Raw genomic sequence first — 16,613 nt, forward strand, 5'->3', positions numbered from 1 at the left:
CGACGCGCAAAACTAGAATTCAGGCTCGTTCAGATCGTCCGGCGAGAGGTCGAGCGTGGGCGAGGCATCATGCGTGGCGACGGATCAACTGACAGTTCGGTCGCGGTCGTGGCGGACCAACTATCGCTTGACCACTCTTTGTTCTCCCGCATGCTCTCCTATATTTGATGAAAGGGGGATGGGGGACGATGTTTGAAATTACTGGCGCACAAGTCGCCGACCTCAATGACGCCGATCTGCGGACACTCGTTGCACGTCTCGCCTTGGCAGAATTGCGGGCGCAGGGTTGCCCCAGTTCGTCGGTAACCGCTGGCGGCAATCAGGATGCGGCCGATGGCGGGCTCGATGTCCGGGTCGAGTGCCCGTCGGCACTGCCGATGCCGGATTTCGTGCCGCGCCAGCACACAGGGTTTCAGGTGAAAAAGCCCGACATGCCGGCGAGCGCAATCCGCGATGAGATGCGTCCTGGCGGTGTACTACGGCCGGTCATCGCCGAACTCGCCGCTCGCTCGGGCGCCTACATCATCGTCAGCGCGCAAGGGTCGGTCGCAGACAAGCCGCTGAGCGATCGTCGCGATGCGATCCGGGCGCAGCTCGACGATCTGCCTGAGGCCGGGCAGTTGCATAGTGACTTCTACGATCGCGACCGGCTGGCGACATGGGTCAATCACTATCCCGGAATTGCCGCCTGGGTCCGCACGCGGCTCGGCATCGGTATGTCGGGCTGGAGCAGCATCAGCGATTGGTGCGGCGTCGGCGTGAGCGAGGAGACGCCCTATCTCTTCAACGACAAGGCCTGCCTAACCGATGAGCGAACGAGCGACCGCGAGCAACTCAGCATCGGCGAGGGTATCGCCCGGCTTCGCGTCTCTCTGACCAAAGCTCGCCAATGTATCCGGTTGATCGGCTTGTCCGGTCTCGGAAAGACTCGTCTCGTGCAGGCACTGTTCGAGGATGGTGTGGGCGAGGTGCCGCTCGATCCGGGGCTCGCCGTCTATACCGACTATTCGGCGGAGACTGACCCGACCGCACGGGACATGGCGCGCCAGCTGGTGATCGCACGGCAACGCGCGATCCTGATCGTCGACAACTGCAACCCGGCGACACACAGCGAACTGGCCCGTATCTGTTCGGAAGCGGGGAGCCAAGTCAGTCTCTTAACTGTCGAATATGATGTTCGCGACGACGAGCCCGAGCGTACCGAGGTCTTTCGCCTGCAATCAGCATCGCCCGAAATGGTGGAGCTGTGGCTGGAAAAGACCTTCCCCAATGTGACGCAGGTTGACCGGCGAACCATATCAGAGTTCAGCGACGGCAACTTCCGCGTGGCACGCGCTCTCGCCGACACGCTCGGAAATGGCGAAACCCTGGGAAAGCTCAAGAGCCGCGACCTCTTCGAGCGGATTTTTCATCAGCGCAACGAGCCTGACCGGGATCTGATTTCCGCTGCCGAAGAGCTTTCCCTGCTCTATTCGATCGATGGCGAGGACACTTCGGAAGGCGGTGAACTTGCGCGGGTCGCCGCTATTCGCGGTGTTCCCGTGGCGACGATATATGCGGCGCTGAACACGCTTCGACAGCGGGGGATCGCGCAGCTGCGGGGACAGTGGCGCGCTATCCTGCCGCATGCGATCGCCAACCCGCTCGCCGGGTTCGCCCTTGAACGCTTGCCGCCAGCCGATTTCGATCGCTTCTGCGCGTCGCTTACAACGCGGATGCAGAAGTCCCTTTCGCGCCGCCTCGGCTATCTGCACGACAGCGACGAGGCGCGGGCCGCGGTCGAGCGCTGGCTCCGTGCTTACGGGCCACTCGGCGATCTTGCAGTATTGGGAGAACACGGCCTTCAGATCATCGCCAACATCGCCCCGGTCGCGCCCGATGCCGTGCTCGCGAGGATCGAGCGAGATATTACCGGCCCAAATGGCGGCGAGATACTCGATCCGCAGTCGAGCAACCGGTGGCAATGGATACGGTTGATCAAGCTCCTCGCTTACGATCCGGCGCTGTTCGACCGCGCAGCAACCTTGCTTGCGCGGTTCCTTTCCGCTGAATCGCCCGACCACCACAACAACTCGGCATCGGGCATGTTCGCCGAGCTGTTTCACCTGCACCTGTCCGGCACCAAGGCTTTACCAGAGCAGCGGCGAGCGCTCGTGCGCCGATTCGCGCTATCGGGTGATCCGGCTTTGGTGCGCTGCGCCGGCGTCGCCCTCGATGCGCTGCTGAAGGCGCACCATTTCAGTTCATCCAGCGATTTCGACTTCGGTGCCCGGTCACGGGACTATGGCTGGCACCCACCGACCTATGGTGACATCTGGGCCTGGTACAACGGCGCGGTCGACCTAGCGGTCGAGCTCTCGCCAATCATCGAAAACGCCAGGGACCACCTTGCCCACAGCGTAAGAGAGCTGTGGCACTTCGGCGCCTGCCACGATGCGCTCGAACGAGCAGCGACCCACTTTTCTTCCGAGCGACCTTGGATCGAGGGGTGGATCGGCTTCCGCACAGCGCTGCGCTTCGAGGGCGACGTGATGCCGGATGAGGTGCGCGCCCGTCTCGTAGCGCTCATCGAACGCCTGAAACCCACCGATCTTCTCCATCAGGCCCGTGCGGTCGTACTGGGGCGCAGCAGTTTCGGTTGGGATGTGGCTGATGGCGACGCGGATGACGGCGACGTCATGAAACCCTATGAGCGCGCCTCCCAGCTGGCGCAAGAGATCGGCACCGCACTCGCGCACGACCCGGAGACGCGCGCTGCCTTCATCGCCGAACTGCTAGTCGAGCAAAATCCGCAGCGCGCCTATGAATGCGGCATTGGCCTGTCGGATGGTGCCGCCGAACTTGATGCGATGTGGCGGGAACTGCTGGACCTCTTCTCCGCCGCCGAGGCGGACAGCCGGAATGCGACGGTGCTGGGCGGGTTTATCCATGGCGCGCACGCCAAGGATTCGGCCTTTGCCAACGCTAAGCTAGAGGATGTGATCCAGAATCCCGATCTCGCTGCGAGTCTGCCGTATCTTCAGGCGTGTGTTGCTATCGATGCCCAAGGCATAGCGCGGCTTCGGCGTGCGATGGAACGTGGCGTCCTTTCGGCGCAGAATTTTTCAAGCATCGCCAATGGCAGTGTCGGGGAGTCTCCACCCGACGCGCTTGGCCCGCTGCTCACCGACATCGGTAATTTGGCCAATGGCGTCGAGATCGCGCTCGATATATTGCACATGCACTTCTACCGCGATCGGGAAGAAGGCCGCCAACGTGCGCCATCCCTGATCGCTGTTGGCCGTGAGTTGCTACTGCGCGCTGACTTCGGAAAGAAGCAGTCGTTGCGCGATTTTGGGCTGCATACCGTCATTCGGGTCTGCTGCGCCGGACCCGATGGAGAGGCGACATCGCGGGAAATCTGCGCTCGCGTGCGGGCCGGACTGGAGACCGTCTATCTCTCGTCCTACGATCTTGGTTATGTCCTGAAGGCGCTCTTTGAGACCCACCCCCTGATCGCACTCGACGAATTCCTGCTCCCCGAGCTCAGGCCGAGAAATCGGGGGCTGTTTGAGGGGGACTTCGGGTTTGGCACGCCGGTGGAAGATGTCGGCGCCGAGACCCTTGTTCAGTGGGCGAATATCGATCCGGATCGGCGCTATCCGCTGCTCGGCAAAAGCATCCCCATGTTCAAGCGGCAGCAGGGCGAAGAGGAGAATGGTGTCTCCACGCTTTTCCTGGAAATATTGGGCCACGCGCCAGATAAGCGGGCGTTCCTCGGTGATATCTGGTCGCGGCTGCATCCGCGCAGCTGGAGTGGCTCGCTCGCCGATATTCTGGTTCGGCGTCGCGCGGCTATCACAACGCTGGGTGACAATGTTGGAGGCGAGGTTCGGCAATGGGTCACCGACATGCTGCCCGAACTCGAACGCTGGATCGAACATGAGAGCAAGCGCGATCGGGAAGGCGAGCAGAGTTTCGAATAGCTGCTGATCCGTGCGTCCCCAGCGAGGCCCTGACGCCGATCGCGGCTTTCGCGGAGTCTTAGGCCAGGCCCGTCACCCTTTGCATTTCTGCTTGACGGCTTCGCGCTGGGTGAATGGCCGGTTTTGGTCGTTTGCGTCCCGTCAGCTCATCCACTCGAGCGAATAGCCAACAGGGTAACCGAATTCACCGGGTGGTATGGAGAGATCGGGGAAATTCAACACTTGCCGCGAAGTAGGCAGCGCAGCTTCGGCGGCGAGCCGATTCGCGAGGTCCTGCGGCCGGAACGCGAAGTATCTCGGTATCCCGTGCTCGTCGACATAGTCCGGGCTGTCGAGCGAGAGGATGTCGCGACCGCCTACTACAATCCCGGTGATGGACGGATTGGCTTTACCCGGGAGCATAGTTGTCGTGATGTCGACCGACACGTCGTCGTCGATGTTGGGGAAAGCGAGAAACCGCCGCCCGGTGTTGACCAACACTTCGCCGATAAACTCGAGGCTCGGCCGCAATACTTTCGCGCTCGCCGCGCCGTAGAGCTCGTCGAAGTGTTTCGCCTTCGGCTTGTTGCGCAGGATGCCGTCGCGATCGAAGAATACTTCGAAGAGCATCCCGTCGAGCAGCGCCTTGCGCTTGTCCGAGTCGACGCCACCCGTCTTCGCGATGAAGTTGGTCACCCAGAGTTCGGCATCTTTGGATTTGCCGTCGGCGGCGGAATAGAGCGCGCGGCCGATCATGAAACAAGCGTTCTCGCTGAAACCATTCAGGTCCGAAGCCTTGATGCCGCGAGCGGCGGGGTTCTGCCTATACCAGTCGTGCGACTTCAGTTCATCGAGGACCACGTCCGCCGGTTTCTTTGGATCCGCGATGAACCCGCCGTCGCTGACTGCCTGCTCGCTGTACTGGGTAACGGGCACGTTGCGACTGCGGTTGAAGAAGAACTCCGCGATCAGCGAAGTGTGCTCCCATGGCGTCTGCTTCTTGCCGGTTGAGGTCGCCATCGTCGCCCGTACGCGCTTGAACATCGTTTCGACCGGACAGACCGCATCGAAGTGCTGGAGCAGAGCCTCGGTGTAGCGGCCATGCTTGCCGGTGCCGTTCATCGCCTTCTCGCCGGGTGACGTGGCGAACGCGATCAGCGTGCCCCGTGGCGCTGTCACCGGCCCCAGTCCGCCCATGCCTAGCGACCGGTCCCAGTTCCTGCCGAACGGGTTCTCGCGGCAGGCGTCGAGGATAACGATGTTTGTCTCCGATCCGGCATGATCCATTAGGTCCACCAAGTAGTCGAGCTTGAGGGAGTTGTGCTTCGCGTCGACCGCGCTCGTCGGGTCGGCGTCAATGCCGATCAGGTAGTTGACGCCATCGATCTCGACGCCGTGTCCCGCGAAGTAGAAAGTGGCGGCACCGTCCCGCTTAAGCGACTTGCCGAACGCGAGTGCGGCGTCCTGCATGGCCGTATGGTCCAGGTCCGTGAACTCGTTCACCTCGAATCCGCTGCGGCGCAGCGCCCCGGCTACGGCCACGGCGTCGTTCACGGCGTTTTCGAGGTCGAACCCGGGCGCGTAGGCGCCGTTGCCGATGACCAAGGCCTTACGCTTCATCTACTTGCATGCCTTCCGAAATCGAGTGTGACGTGATGTAGGGTTGCGAAGGGCCCACGCTCAGATCGCTGACGTCGGCTCGGTCAACTTGACCGTCAGCAGGTCGGCAGGCACGCCAAAAACCTTCCGCCCCAATTCTGCGCCCCATCATAGGTCCAACCCTCGCTATCTTGACCGCGGTTACGGGTTCCAGTGCTAGTCAAACGAACGGCCGCATTCGAGATCGTCGTGTCACGGCGCGAACGACCGCAATGGGCGCATCAGCCGGAACTTGCATAGTATCTTACCAATCGCTCAGTCGTAGGGTTTCTGCTTCAAGCAGTGGCCGATGGAGAAATCGATCTTCGAGCCGTCGTCTCTGACAACCCAAAAACATCTCTTGGAAAACTGGCCTACGCCTTCGGGCGGCGTGTTCACTTCGAATCCAGCAACTCCGCTTCCGACCTTCTCATCACGTTCGTCATGGCGATCCAGCAATGCAGAGAGCTCGACTGAATCCTCCGTGCTTACCCGATCGCCGATGCTGTACCGGTTGAGCATAACCGTGAAGAATTTTCTCGCGTCCCCCGCCTTTTCAAAGGTCTGGGTTGCGAGCGTGACTCGTCGCGCCTTTCCCATCTCCGATTTCCTTCACCTATGAAATTAAAAGATTATCGGCGCCGCGCAACGGATTTTCCTCCAATCTCGCGAACTCTGAGGACCCGCCGGTGCCTGGCGCACCTCAGTTGAAGCGAGGCTGAGCGAAAGGCGCCATGCGTCTTCACCTGCAAAGAGCGATCTACGCAACTGCTTCCCATGGTCAGCCTCAAGTCGGCCTACCCGCCGCCGCCTGCCGCGGCTCGCCGAGTAGTTTCTCACGCAACTCCCGGATGATGATGGACGGCACACCGACGCCTTCTAAGGCGTCCGCGTTGACACGCATCCATTCGCGACATGCGTCTTGATCGAGGTCGTCCGTAGCGATGACCTCGTACAACGCTACAGCGCTCATCCTGGAAAGGCCCAATTCCATCAGCGAAAGCAGCGTCCGAGTGGAGATACCGAACTCGAGCTTCAAGCCGATGTCTAAGTCATCCTGAAGAAGATCAGACCGCCCAGCGTCTTCTAGATGCACTTTCAGAACGTCCACGTATGCGGCTATATATTTCGGGGCGGCGAACCGCGCGGTCTGTTCGACCATCTCCATCGTTTGCCGACAGATATTGGGGATGTTGACAGTCTCCCCTCTCCTTTCCAAGCCCTTGATGCGTGTCTTGATCATACGCGCCAGCGACCAGCCTCGAAGCCATCGGTGGACGGTCACGGCATGTCCGTAGAGCAGATCATCCGGCTTGAAGGCGGGGAAGAGATGATCATTGATCGCCTTCATGACGAACATCATTGAATTGACTGCCTCGTCATCCTCGGACAACGCCGGCACCAAGTCTTCGATTTCGCTTGGATATTGCTGGAAGAATGTGAGGAGGGACTGCATCGCAATCGCGCTCACGCCTGGATGCCGCGCGAACAACGTCGCGGGCAACGGGATCGCCTTGCACAGCTCAGCGAGAGCCTGATCTAACTTAGCAACGAAATTCGGATCGTGTCGTTTCGCGAATGCGGCCTCGCCAATCGAACCGGTTCGCAGGAATGTGGAGATCAGATAGGACGAGACCTGTTCGAGCTTCGCATTCCGGCCGACAGCGTCCATCGACATTCCCGCCCGATCTCCCAAGAAACGGAGTATCTTGTCCGGATCCTCCATCACCGCGTCGGTTTCGCGCTTAATCTCGTACCGAGCGCGCTTGGGCACGCCTTGCGGCCACGCGTTTACGTCGTGAGCATCAATACACACGATCTTGCCCTGAAACTCATCGCCCCACCGACCCGCTCGCCCAGCGAGATTCCAGAAGTCATGCGCCAGCATGTGCTTGCCGCTTCCCTTCCTCGGGCCACGAAGCACAATCATACGACATGAAAGGTTAACGCCTTCGATGAGGGTCGACGTGCAGACTAGGAAGCGTATCTTACCCAATTTGAAGAGCCGCTCGATCTCGGAGCGGATAAGCGACGGCATGTTGCCGTAGTGAAATGCTACTCCTCGTTCGACGGTAACCGTCGGCTGTAGGCCGCCTTGCGGATTGGCGGCTGGATGAGATGCTGCGGCTTTCTTTGCGGGGGAGCCGGGTAATGAACGAGACGATCCTGGAGGTGTCTAACCTTACGCCTGCGCTTAGGCGTAGGCGTAAGATTGACCTGGACGGCGAAGGCGAGGTGCTACCCGGTCCGGAGCGGCGACGGCGCTGGAGCGCAGAGGAGAAGCTGCGGATCCTGGCGGAGGTCGAAGCAGGCTCTCCTGTGGCTGTGGTATGCCGCCAGCACGGTTTATCCAACAGCTTGTTTTACCGCTGGCGCAGCGAGCATCGCGCCGGCGTGCTTCCTGGCTTTGTGCCAGTGCGGGTCGCGCCGGTCCGGACGGATACATTGGTGGGGACGGCGCCGGCTTACGATCCCCGGCTTGTGATTGACTTGCCCTCGGGCGCTCGCTTGACGATCGTGGGCGCATTGGAGGCCGGGCAACTGCGTCACGTCATTGATGCGGTCGAGGGACGATGATCGGGTTGCCAACCACGGTCCGGGTGTACCTGGCTTGCGGGCGCACCGACATGCGCAAGGGTTTTGACGGCCTGGCCGCGCTGGTCCAGACCGTGTTGCGGCAGGATCCGCATGGCGGATCGCTGTTCGTGTTCCGGGGGCGACGCGGCGATCTGATCAAGCTGTTGTGGTGGGATGGGCAAGGCCTGGTGTTGTATGCCAAGCGGCTCGAGCGCGGACGCTTCGTCTGGCCGCAGGCGGAGGGTGGCACGGTGACGCTCAGCCAGGCGCAGCTGTCGATGTTGCTCGAGGGGATCGATTGGCGCATGCCAGCCCGGACCTGGCAGCCGGAGGCTGCTTGCTAAGAGTGCGCCCATGCGGCGCGGCAGAATGACTCATTCGACGTCCGCCTCCCTGCTCGTGCACGTGCCTCTTTGTTAGTCTGGACGCCATGCAAGCCGCCCCTGACCTTGCCCGACGCGTCGCCGAACTTGAGGCCTTGCTCGCCGAGCGCGAGGCCGCGCTGCGCGGTGCCGAGCGGCTGATCGAGCAGTTGCGGTTGCAATTGGCCCAGCTCCGCCGGCAGCAGTTCGGCCGCTCCTCCGAGAAGCTGGAAGCCAGCATCCAGCAACTCGAGCTGCGTCTGGAAGATCTGGAGGAAGCACAAGGGGTAACGGCCGCCCGGACGGCGGCGCCGGCCCCTCGGACATCAGGCCGTCGGGCGGCGGCACGCCCGCCTTTGCCGCAGCATCTGCCACGCGAGGACGTGTTGCATCATCCCGGCTCGGTCTGCCCTGGCTGTGGCGGCACGCATCTGTCTGCCTTGGGTGAGGACGTGACCGAGGTGCTGGAGACAATCCCGGCCCGGCTCAAGGTTGTCCGCCATGTCCGCCCCAAGTTCAGCTGCCGGGCCTGCGAGACGATCCTGCAGGCCCCTGCACCCGATCTTCCGATCCGCAAGGGCCGGCCAGGCGCTGGGCTGATCGCCCAGGTGGTGGTCGACAAGTATCTGGATGGCCTGCCGCTCTACCGCCAGTCTGCCCGACTGGCGCGCGAGGGTCTCGAGATTGGCCGCGATGTGCTGGCCGACTGGGTCGGCCACGCCGCCTGGTGGCTGACGCCGCTGGCGGAGCGGATCGCCGCCCATGTCATGGCCGCGCCGGTGTTGCATACCGACGATACGCCCGTGGCTCTACTGGCGCCGGGGCTCGGCAAGACCCGCACCGCCCGGCTCTGGACCTATGTGCTGGATGAGCGCTCCTGGCTTGGCCCGCGACCGCCGGCCGCGCTCTACCGCTTCAGCCCGGACCGCAAGCAGGCGCGCCCGCACGGCCATCTGCAAGGCTTTGCCGGTGCCATCCAGGCCGATGCCTATAGCGGTTACGAGACGCTGACACGAGGTCAGGCGCCACCGAGGATTCTTCACGTGGCCTGCTGGGCCCATGCGCGACGCAAGTTCTTCGAGATCCATGAGACGACCGCCTCGCCGATCGCCGAGGAAGCGCTACGCCGCATCCAGGCACTCTACGCCATTGAGGCTCGGATCACCGGATCGCCCCCCGACATGCGCCGGGCAATCCGCCAGGCCGAGACCGTGCCACTGCTGGCACACTTCAAGGACTGGCTCGAAGACCAACGACGTCGACTCTCGGCCAAGTCCGCTCTGGCCAAAGCCATCGGCTATGCCCTCGCCCGCTGGAGCGCCTTGACCTGCTATGCCGGGGATGGCCGCTATGCCATCGACAACAACTCTGCCGAGAGGGCCCTGCGCGGCATCGCCGTCACGCGCAAAAACTACCTCTTCCTCGGATCCCAAACCGGGGGCGAGCGTGCTGCCACGCTCTACACCATCATCGAGACCGCCCGTATGAATGGTCTCGATCCCCAAGGCTATATTGCCGCGATCATCGACCGTATGGCCTGTGGCCATCCGATGACGCGCATCGACGAATTGCTGCCTTGGAATTGGCGCCAAGAGCACAATCAACCTGGCACTGCCGCGTAGTCGGCCGACGCTTACGTTCGACGAGGGGGGCCAGCAGATAGTCCGGGTGCACTCCCTTGCGTGAGAGATCCGCCAAGGCAGCCAATTCGGGATCAACAGCCTCCCGAGGAGAACCCTGGTTCAGCAGGAAGGCGATCTTTTCCGCTTCATCCGCGCCGTTGGCGTAGATCAACGTACCCGATCTCCCACCCGTGAGAGCTTCGGCGACGAATGCGATTCTCTTCCGAAGTCCGTCTGGACGGCTCGCCAGGCTCACCACGCCGATTTGCTCAGGCTCATCATCACGTCGGAGTGAAAGTTCGTACTTGGTGGTCTTGCGTTTGACTTGGCGGGCGAACAGCACGTTTTGGAGTACGGTTGGCGCATCGCTCTCGACAACCCGACGAGTAGCGAATGCTGGAGCGTCGTCCAGCAGGGTTTGCGGGTTCTTTGTCGCTGGACTTATGAAGACCGCCCGCACGTTCGGGCTCGCCCGCATTACGCGCTCGATCGCGTCCTGAAGGATCACGCCGCGCTTGGTGTCACCGATCTTGTGTGCCTCGTCCACGACCAGAAGGTCGATGTCCATTTCATCGGACAGTGCGTTTGCGAAAAGGTGGAGTCGCTCTTGGGTGAAGACCACGACCAGCGGGGGACCACCATCTCGCATCTTCAGATATTCGTCGGTTAGGGGAAGCGAACTGACTTTAATCTGATCGGGGCTGATGTCGGCAGTCGCCAACATGTTTCTGAGATTCGTCTCCGTCTCGGCAACAAGTGCACGGGTCGGCGCAAGGTACACCACCATCCGGACGCGCTTCGCCCGCACCTGATCCAACAACCACTGCAAAACCAAGTACGTCTTGCCGCAAGCTGTCGGTGCCGACGCGGACAGCCAGCTGCTTGCGTCTTCTGCGCCAGTCCAGAAAGATCGCTGGAAGGTATTCACCTGCATGAGTGCGCCGTCCACCTCCCGAACGACCGAATTTTTGAGCCGGTTCCGCGTCAGTTCTAGGCGCGCACCGACACCCAGGCGCCCATCGAGACCAACCCCGACCTCGTCCCTTTGCTCGGCAAGCTCGACCGCAAGCTTGTTCGACAGCTGCTCGAAGAGCAGGGCCGCAGCATCCCGCGTCGGTCCCCGTTCGGCCAACGTCATCGCTGACGTCGCGATCAGAAGCGCCGCCTCCCTCGGAGGCCGCCTTTCAGAGCGTGCCATGATGCTCCCGGCGAGCAGCAGCCGATGCCAGTCGACTGATGCGATCGACTTTCCGACGGCTTCCGCTGGCTCCACGTTCTCCAGCTCTTGAAGGGCATTGACGCGTGACAGCAGGGCCAGTTCGCTAGCCACGCCTTCGGCGAGCAGCCAGTCGATCAATTCGTCCTCGCTCACTTGTCCAATCCTAACGATGCGAGCACTGCCTCGCGGAAGGCCTCGGCGTTAGGAAGCGGCAGGCAGAGAAACTCGATGCGACAGTCGGTCAGCTGCTCGAAAACAAGCCGGTTCCCGACGTTCGCGGACCATTTTTTGAGCGCCTCTCTCGAGGCATCAACTATGTCGTTCGCGCCGCATGTCCCTCCGGCGGGATAACCGTCGCTATCGAAGCCGACCAGAGCCACTGCGCGATACCGCTTCCTCCTCACGAGCGGATCCGCTTGATCGAAGAACCGACGTAGCGAAGCGTTGAGTTCCGGCTTTCCGAGATCGGCCCTTTCGCTCAGAAGCACGAGGTCGCGCTCACGCTTCGCGGCTTCCCCCTCCTCCTCGTCGAGAAACGGCTTCAGCGAACTTAGACATTCGCGGATGGCCTTCGCCGCATTGGAGTGTATCTTGGACTCCCCCCAATAAAGATTCAGCACGCCGTCCTCATCGACGCTGGCGTATACGCCGTCAGCACCATGATAATGCACTTGGGCGCTGGTCTTTAGCGACATCTTGCAGAGGATTTGAGGCAGGCCAAGGAATCGTTCGGCCAGCAGGTAAAGGAGCAGTTCTCCTCCCTCGCCAGAGGTCTTCAAATCGGTGAACGTACCAAGTGCGCGGTGGTAGAGTTCGATCGCGGCTGCGAAACCACCCTCTCTGTCGTCCCGCTCCTTCGCGCGCTGACGAGCCTCATGTGGTATCGAGTATTCGATAACCGCTGTGCGAATGAATTCGGCGAGCCGCGCCATGCTTACTCGCCCATCGGCGCCCACCTTAAGGCAGTGGCAGTGAATGCGCACCTTGCAGCCCGCGATCTCGACGTCTCGCTCGACCAGATCAAGATGAATCTCAAGGGTCTTCGGCTTGGCCTCGATCGCTTGCCTGAAGTCCGCCAAGGATAGTGGCGCCACCACGCCCGTGTCAACCAAACCTACTCCCCCCAACGCAAGAAATCCGCCCCAACACAACTATTTACGCGTTACCCCGGCATTTATTCAAGCGTGAGGGATGTTTGAATCCGAACAGCGTTCAGACAGTTGTGACGGCGGCTAACGCGCGACGGATCACAAGGGCGAGCGTTACCCCATCGCAACGTGTTCTCGGACGCGGGATTGCTGCGCACTATTCACCGGAGAGCAACCGATAATATCGAGCCGTCGCGCTGGATTATGGCGCTTTCTTGAAATCCTCGACCAGGGCCCTGAGCTGAACACCAAGAATCAGACCCGGGCTGCCGGCCAGCCGCATGGAAAGCCCGCCGGGATGCCCGATTCTGCCTTGGACGAATTCGCAGAGAATTTCACGCACCGTCCCGTCGAAGAGTTCCTCTTCTCCCCCGGGCACCAGCTTCAGGACGGTCGCATAGTGATCAAGGTCGACGGCAGTGTTCATATAACAGGTGCTTTCTTCGTTCAGGCAAAGGCTAGCTATAGATCCGTAGCACCGCGTATTGCCAAGTCAATTCAGGACGATCTTTCCCTCAATGTCGGGCACGATGACGTGCTCAATGTCGGCGGTGGCTGACATCTGCACCCAGAGGCATAAGTGTCCGCCATCCCATTGCCGCGGCTCCAAAGGTGTCTGACCGGAAAGTCCCCAATGTCGGCCGTGCTTCCCCGCCACTTCAACAAGACGAGCGAGCGGCAGCTTTGAGGATCGGTGGAGCAAGCCCGGAATGGCCGGGATGGGCGCATAGCTGACTGCCTGCTTTAGCAGCGCCATGCCGTGCACCAGAGCAACCGGTTATGCTCAGAAAGCCGTCTGTGCACACTCAGTCCAACTACGCTTGGGAAACCAGCCCACGCGCCGCTTCCTTAAGCGCATCTCTGCGAGCCTTTCCCAAGGCAGTGCGCGGAATGACATCAATCCACGCGATCCTGACTGGCGGCAAGTCGGGCAGCGCCAACGCCTGGCCGATTGCCTCTTCCTTGAGATCTGCGTCTCGCACGATTGCCAGCCACGGCTGTTGGTTGCCGTCTGAATCCGCAACCGCGAAGGCGGCTGCGTCGATGACACCGGGTACCCTCAGCACCGGGTTTTCCAATGCCTGCGGCAGGAATCTCTGCCCTCCAACGTACATGATTTCATCTTCGCGGCCCTTGATGCTCAGCATCCCATCAACCGTGAGGGCTCCGATATCGCCGGGGTAGAACCAACCGTCCCTGAACCGCTCACTTACTTTCCCGGCTAATCCAAAGTCGCCGTCAACCACATCCGGGCCGCGCACGCGGATGCGACCGCTCATGCTCGCGGGGCGCGGCCGATCATTTTCATCCACGACCTCGATCGCGGTCCACGGCGTGACCCAACCGACACTACCTTCGCCCTTCAGGCTCGCAGAAAATGCGTTCGCACACACCCCCGCCTCGATAGAGCCGTAGATGACATTAACCGTCCCGAGGCGCAGCGTTGCACGCTGGTACAGGGCTGCGCTGGCGCGCTCGCCCGCAATTGCCACGTGCAGTCCGGCAAGCGGTGCGGCCTCCTCAGGCAGTGCATCAAGAACCAGCGCAAGCTGAGCTGGTGCCACAAGCATTCCTGTCGGCCGCAATGTTGGCAGGGAACGAGCCAGGATGTGGGGATCCGAAGAGCCGAACAGCACGCAGCCCCCACGGGCCCAACACGCGAGGTAGACTGGAAGCGAGCCGCTCTCCGGTCCAATCAGGCACAGCAGCCGCTCATATCCGAAAGTCCGCATCCAGCTATGCTCGATCCGCCGATCCATGAGCGCCCAGCTCAGCCCCACCGGTCCGAGCTCTCCAATCGTGCCTGACGAGAGTTCAACACGGCTCAGCGCCTTAGGATCGATCGCAGGCAACCCTACAGGCCGATGCTCTGCTGAGATAGCGTCGGCCAGCCACTCGGTGTCAATGAGGAGGTCCGGTTCCATCGCGCTGGCATCGCCAAGCATTATCGACACATTGGCGACGCGTCGCATGGCCTCAGCCGCATCCGGGACCAAGGAGACCGTTGCCACACCGAGCCTCGCGCACCCCAGTACGATGAGCAGATGACGATAGGTGTCACGGATGCTGACCCCAACAAGCGCTGGAGCACCCACGCCGCATCTGGCGAGCGCGCTTGCGACCTTATCAATGACCCGGTCAAAGTCGCGGTAGTTCAAATGCTCAGTGCCGCTGGATACTGCGATGGCAAGAGGCTCCAGCCGCGCCGAAAAGCGGATCAATCGATCAAACATGGGGAGCTCCGGCTCGTCAGGTACAAATAGCTTCCGGGGCCACCAGCGTGATGCTGATCAGCAGGGTCGAGCAGGGCAATCCAATCACCAAAGGCATACCGCATCGCAACTGCCTCAGGCGCACAGTGGAAGCTGCCGTAGCGACACCATTACAACGACCAGCCATAGAGCTCAGCCCATCCGATCCGTTCGGCGCGAACGCCAAGCCTTCAAAAAAAAAGCAAGCGTGTCCAAAACGAAGGGCCGTGCTTGGCTGAACGCCCAGCAATCGGGTCCGCATCTTGTCGTTCTGGATGAGCGTCTCCTCCCCCTCAGGAAAGATCGCTTCTCACGCTTGGCCCGTCAGAGACGTGAGGCTTGGGCAGTCCATCCTTATGCGCCAGCCTTCAGAGCAACTTGAAGCTCGCAAAACGGCCCGCCCACACGCCTTATGAACTGGCACTTCGGGAATGAGAATGCCCCAGCGTCTCAACTTTGAGACATAGAGAGCAGCGGCGAACATCGGGGTACAGCCGTCTTCTCATTCAGCACAGGCTTGCCTGGTAGGCCGCTGGAGGCCTGGCGTTCCGCCTGCCTTGAGTAAAGTTCACGTTGGGAATTTAGGCGCTATCAGCAATTATATGTACTCCGTTAAGCTGTCCGCCTGTATTAGAAGATCGCACCGGGTTTGAGACGGCTGGACAGCCCTCCTTCCTGCTGGGGAGACAGGGACGTCACCACCCCACGGTGATTAGAAGGAGAGCAGGAGATGCCGCAGCATTACCAGTGGGACGTGTCATCGGCCTCCCATCCTCATGCTCTTGATGAATACCGAGACAGCTTTGAGGGGCTCTATGACATCTCGGATGTCGATCTCGGGCCGCACAAGCAATTCGCCAACCGCACGCGCCTGACGCTGTTCCAGACCGGTGTGATTGGCCACGGGCAATCCAATACCCAGACCCTGCGCCGCACGGCACCGAGCGTCCGGCGGGCAGGCTTTGAATCGCTGAGCATCATCCTGGCCAATTCCCAGGTCGCCGGAAACATCGGCGACAGGAGCGTCTCACATGCCCCCGGAGCGGTGATGCTGGTCGATCTCAGCCGACCTTCTGAATCTCACTGGACTGATCTGGATCTGGTCAATCTCGTCATCCCAAGGGAGATCGCACCAACCTGGCTGATGGACCGCGACATTCACGGTATGAGCCTGGCGCCAGACAGCGCGGCCGGGCGCCTGATCGCCAGCCACCTGCGCACCTTCTCGCAGGTGGCTGGCGACCTCAGCGAAGCTGAAGGCGAAGCCGCCATTATGGCGACCCTTATGATCGCCGAGCGCGCGCTTGGTCGTACGCAGCCGCTGAGCCCGGACCGAGCCGCAGCCCTGTACCGAACCGTCCGGCACGCCGCCGGTCGATACCTGGCAACGCATATTCTCGACCCTGGCCTCAGCGTCGATCGGATCGCGCGGGCCTGCGCGGTGTCGCGCGCGACCCTTTACCGGGCATTCGAGGGCGAAGGGGGCCTGATGCGCCACATCCAGTCGCTTCGGCTCACACTGGCACACGAAGCCCTTGCCCGTCGCGTCGACGGCAAGCCCACCATCGCCGATATCGCAGACGCTCACGGCTTTGCATCCGCCGGACACTTTACACGGGTATTTCGCGAGCAGTTCGGACATCCCCCGTCCGATGTGCCGCCCCGGGCCAGGTTCGCTCGCAGATCCGCAACTGAAAGCGCCATCCGCCATCGCGCCGTGGTCGACTGGCTGACCAAGGCAAAGGGCAGCTAACACCAGAAGCCTTTCCGGTCCATGGGATCGCCGCCAAAGGCGCTGGACAGTCCGTGCCAAGACGTGCGTCTCTTCCCAGCTAGGCAGCCACGATCAAG

The 16,613-nt window shown here is 61.5% G+C and carries 12 protein-coding genes and 1 pseudogene; 5 read left to right on the forward strand and 8 right to left on the reverse strand.

Translation table 11 applies throughout. From position 1 onward, the window contains the following. Positions 1–188: 188 nt before the first annotated feature. On the forward strand, positions 189–3,965 hold the full coding sequence (locus VIG90_RS02300; RefSeq protein WP_331591815.1) for a hypothetical protein: 3,777 nt from the start codon (positions 189–191) through the stop codon (positions 3,963–3,965). Positions 3,966–4,106: 141 nt separating this feature from the next. On the opposite strand, the gene VIG90_RS02305 is transcribed toward VIG90_RS02300, so the two are convergent. The 3 genes and pseudogenes from VIG90_RS02305 to VIG90_RS02315 all read right to left on the reverse strand — a co-directional run. Further along, entirely contained in the window at positions 4,107–5,564 is a 1,458-nt protein-coding gene (locus tag VIG90_RS02305; protein ID WP_331591816.1) for a caspase family protein, read from the reverse strand. Between the two features lie 294 nt (positions 5,565–5,858). Next, the gene (locus VIG90_RS02310) at positions 5,859–6,182 is read right to left on the reverse strand and encodes a DCL family protein (protein WP_331591817.1); all 324 of its coding nucleotides are present in this window, start codon (positions 6,180–6,182) and stop codon (positions 5,859–5,861) included. Positions 6,183–6,369: 187 nt separating this feature from the next. Further along, positions 6,370–7,629: pseudogene (locus VIG90_RS02315) on the reverse strand (helicase-related protein); the annotation flags it as partial. 104 nt (positions 7,630–7,733) lie between these two features. Here VIG90_RS02315 and tnpA point away from each other — a divergent pair. The 3 genes from tnpA to tnpC all read left to right on the forward strand — a co-directional run bounded on the left by tnpA (position 7,734) and on the right by tnpC (position 10,143). Continuing rightward, positions 7,734–8,159 (forward strand): IS66-like element accessory protein TnpA, encoded by a 426-nt coding sequence (gene tnpA, locus VIG90_RS02320; RefSeq protein WP_331591818.1) that lies wholly within the window; start codon positions 7,734–7,736, stop codon positions 8,157–8,159. After that, positions 8,156–8,503 carry an IS66 family insertion sequence element accessory protein TnpB gene (gene tnpB / locus VIG90_RS02325; RefSeq protein WP_331591819.1) on the forward strand — a complete coding sequence of 116 codons (348 nt, stop codon included), beginning with the start codon at positions 8,156–8,158 and terminating at the stop codon, positions 8,501–8,503. Before tnpA ends, tnpB begins: the two co-directional genes overlap by 4 nt. A gap of 86 nt (positions 8,504–8,589) precedes the next feature. Continuing rightward, positions 8,590–10,143, forward strand: a complete 1,554-nt coding sequence (gene tnpC / locus VIG90_RS02330) for an IS66 family transposase (RefSeq protein ID WP_331591820.1) — start codon at positions 8,590–8,592, stop codon at positions 10,141–10,143. On the opposite strand, the gene VIG90_RS02335 is transcribed toward tnpC, so the two are convergent. The 5 genes from VIG90_RS02335 to VIG90_RS02355 form a co-directional block, all read right to left on the reverse strand. After that, a complete protein-coding gene (locus VIG90_RS02335; RefSeq protein ID WP_331591821.1) occupies positions 10,043–11,515 on the reverse strand; it encodes a DEAD/DEAH box helicase in 1,473 nt (490 codons plus the stop codon). The two genes, tnpC and VIG90_RS02335, sit on opposite strands and share 101 nt — an antisense overlap. Next, on the reverse strand, positions 11,512–12,474 hold the full coding sequence (locus tag VIG90_RS02340; protein ID WP_331591822.1) for a DUF1837 domain-containing protein: 963 nt from the start codon (positions 12,472–12,474) through the stop codon (positions 11,512–11,514). Before VIG90_RS02340 ends, VIG90_RS02335 begins: the two co-directional genes overlap by 4 nt. Before the next feature lie 238 nt (positions 12,475–12,712). Continuing rightward, positions 12,713–12,937 (reverse strand): hypothetical protein, encoded by a 225-nt coding sequence (locus VIG90_RS02345; protein ID WP_331591823.1) that lies wholly within the window; start codon positions 12,935–12,937, stop codon positions 12,713–12,715. Between the two features lie 66 nt (positions 12,938–13,003). Beyond that, positions 13,004–13,267 (reverse strand): hypothetical protein, encoded by a 264-nt coding sequence (locus VIG90_RS02350; protein WP_331591824.1) that lies wholly within the window; start codon positions 13,265–13,267, stop codon positions 13,004–13,006. Positions 13,268–13,325: 58 nt separating this feature from the next. After that, a complete protein-coding gene (locus VIG90_RS02355; protein WP_331591825.1) occupies positions 13,326–14,744 on the reverse strand; it encodes a class I adenylate-forming enzyme family protein in 1,419 nt (472 codons plus the stop codon). Positions 14,745–15,492: 748 nt separating this feature from the next. Here VIG90_RS02355 and VIG90_RS02360 point away from each other — a divergent pair. Then, positions 15,493–16,515 (forward strand): helix-turn-helix domain-containing protein, encoded by a 1,023-nt coding sequence (locus tag VIG90_RS02360; RefSeq protein WP_331591826.1) that lies wholly within the window; start codon positions 15,493–15,495, stop codon positions 16,513–16,515. Positions 16,516–16,613: the final 98 nt, after the last annotated feature.

The sequence above is a fragment of the Pedomonas sp. genome (assembly GCF_036515995.1).
Classification (GTDB): Bacteria; Pseudomonadota; Alphaproteobacteria; order Sphingomonadales; family Sphingomonadaceae; genus Pedomonas.

Excerpts from the sequence above, each read along its gene's own strand:
- VIG90_RS02300 (WP_331591815.1), top strand. The coding sequence starts at position 189 with ATGTTTGAAATTACTGGCGCACAAGTCGCCGACCTCAATGACGCCGAT.
- VIG90_RS02305 (WP_331591816.1), bottom strand. The coding sequence starts at position 5,564 with ATGAAGCGTAAGGCCTTGGTCATCGGCAACGGCGCCTACGCGCCCGGG.
- VIG90_RS02310 (WP_331591817.1), bottom strand. The coding sequence starts at position 6,182 with ATGGGAAAGGCGCGACGAGTCACGCTCGCAACCCAGACCTTTGAAAAG.
- tnpA (WP_331591818.1), top strand. The coding sequence starts at position 7,734 with ATGAACGAGACGATCCTGGAGGTGTCTAACCTTACGCCTGCGCTTAGG.
- tnpB (WP_331591819.1), top strand. The coding sequence starts at position 8,156 with ATGATCGGGTTGCCAACCACGGTCCGGGTGTACCTGGCTTGCGGGCGC.
- tnpC (WP_331591820.1), top strand. The coding sequence starts at position 8,590 with ATGCAAGCCGCCCCTGACCTTGCCCGACGCGTCGCCGAACTTGAGGCC.
- VIG90_RS02345 (WP_331591823.1), bottom strand. The coding sequence starts at position 12,937 with ATGAACACTGCCGTCGACCTTGATCACTATGCGACCGTCCTGAAGCTG.
- VIG90_RS02350 (WP_331591824.1), bottom strand. The coding sequence starts at position 13,267 with ATGGCGCTGCTAAAGCAGGCAGTCAGCTATGCGCCCATCCCGGCCATT.
- VIG90_RS02355 (WP_331591825.1), bottom strand. The coding sequence starts at position 14,744 with ATGTTTGATCGATTGATCCGCTTTTCGGCGCGGCTGGAGCCTCTTGCC.
- VIG90_RS02360 (WP_331591826.1), top strand. The coding sequence starts at position 15,493 with ATGCCGCAGCATTACCAGTGGGACGTGTCATCGGCCTCCCATCCTCAT.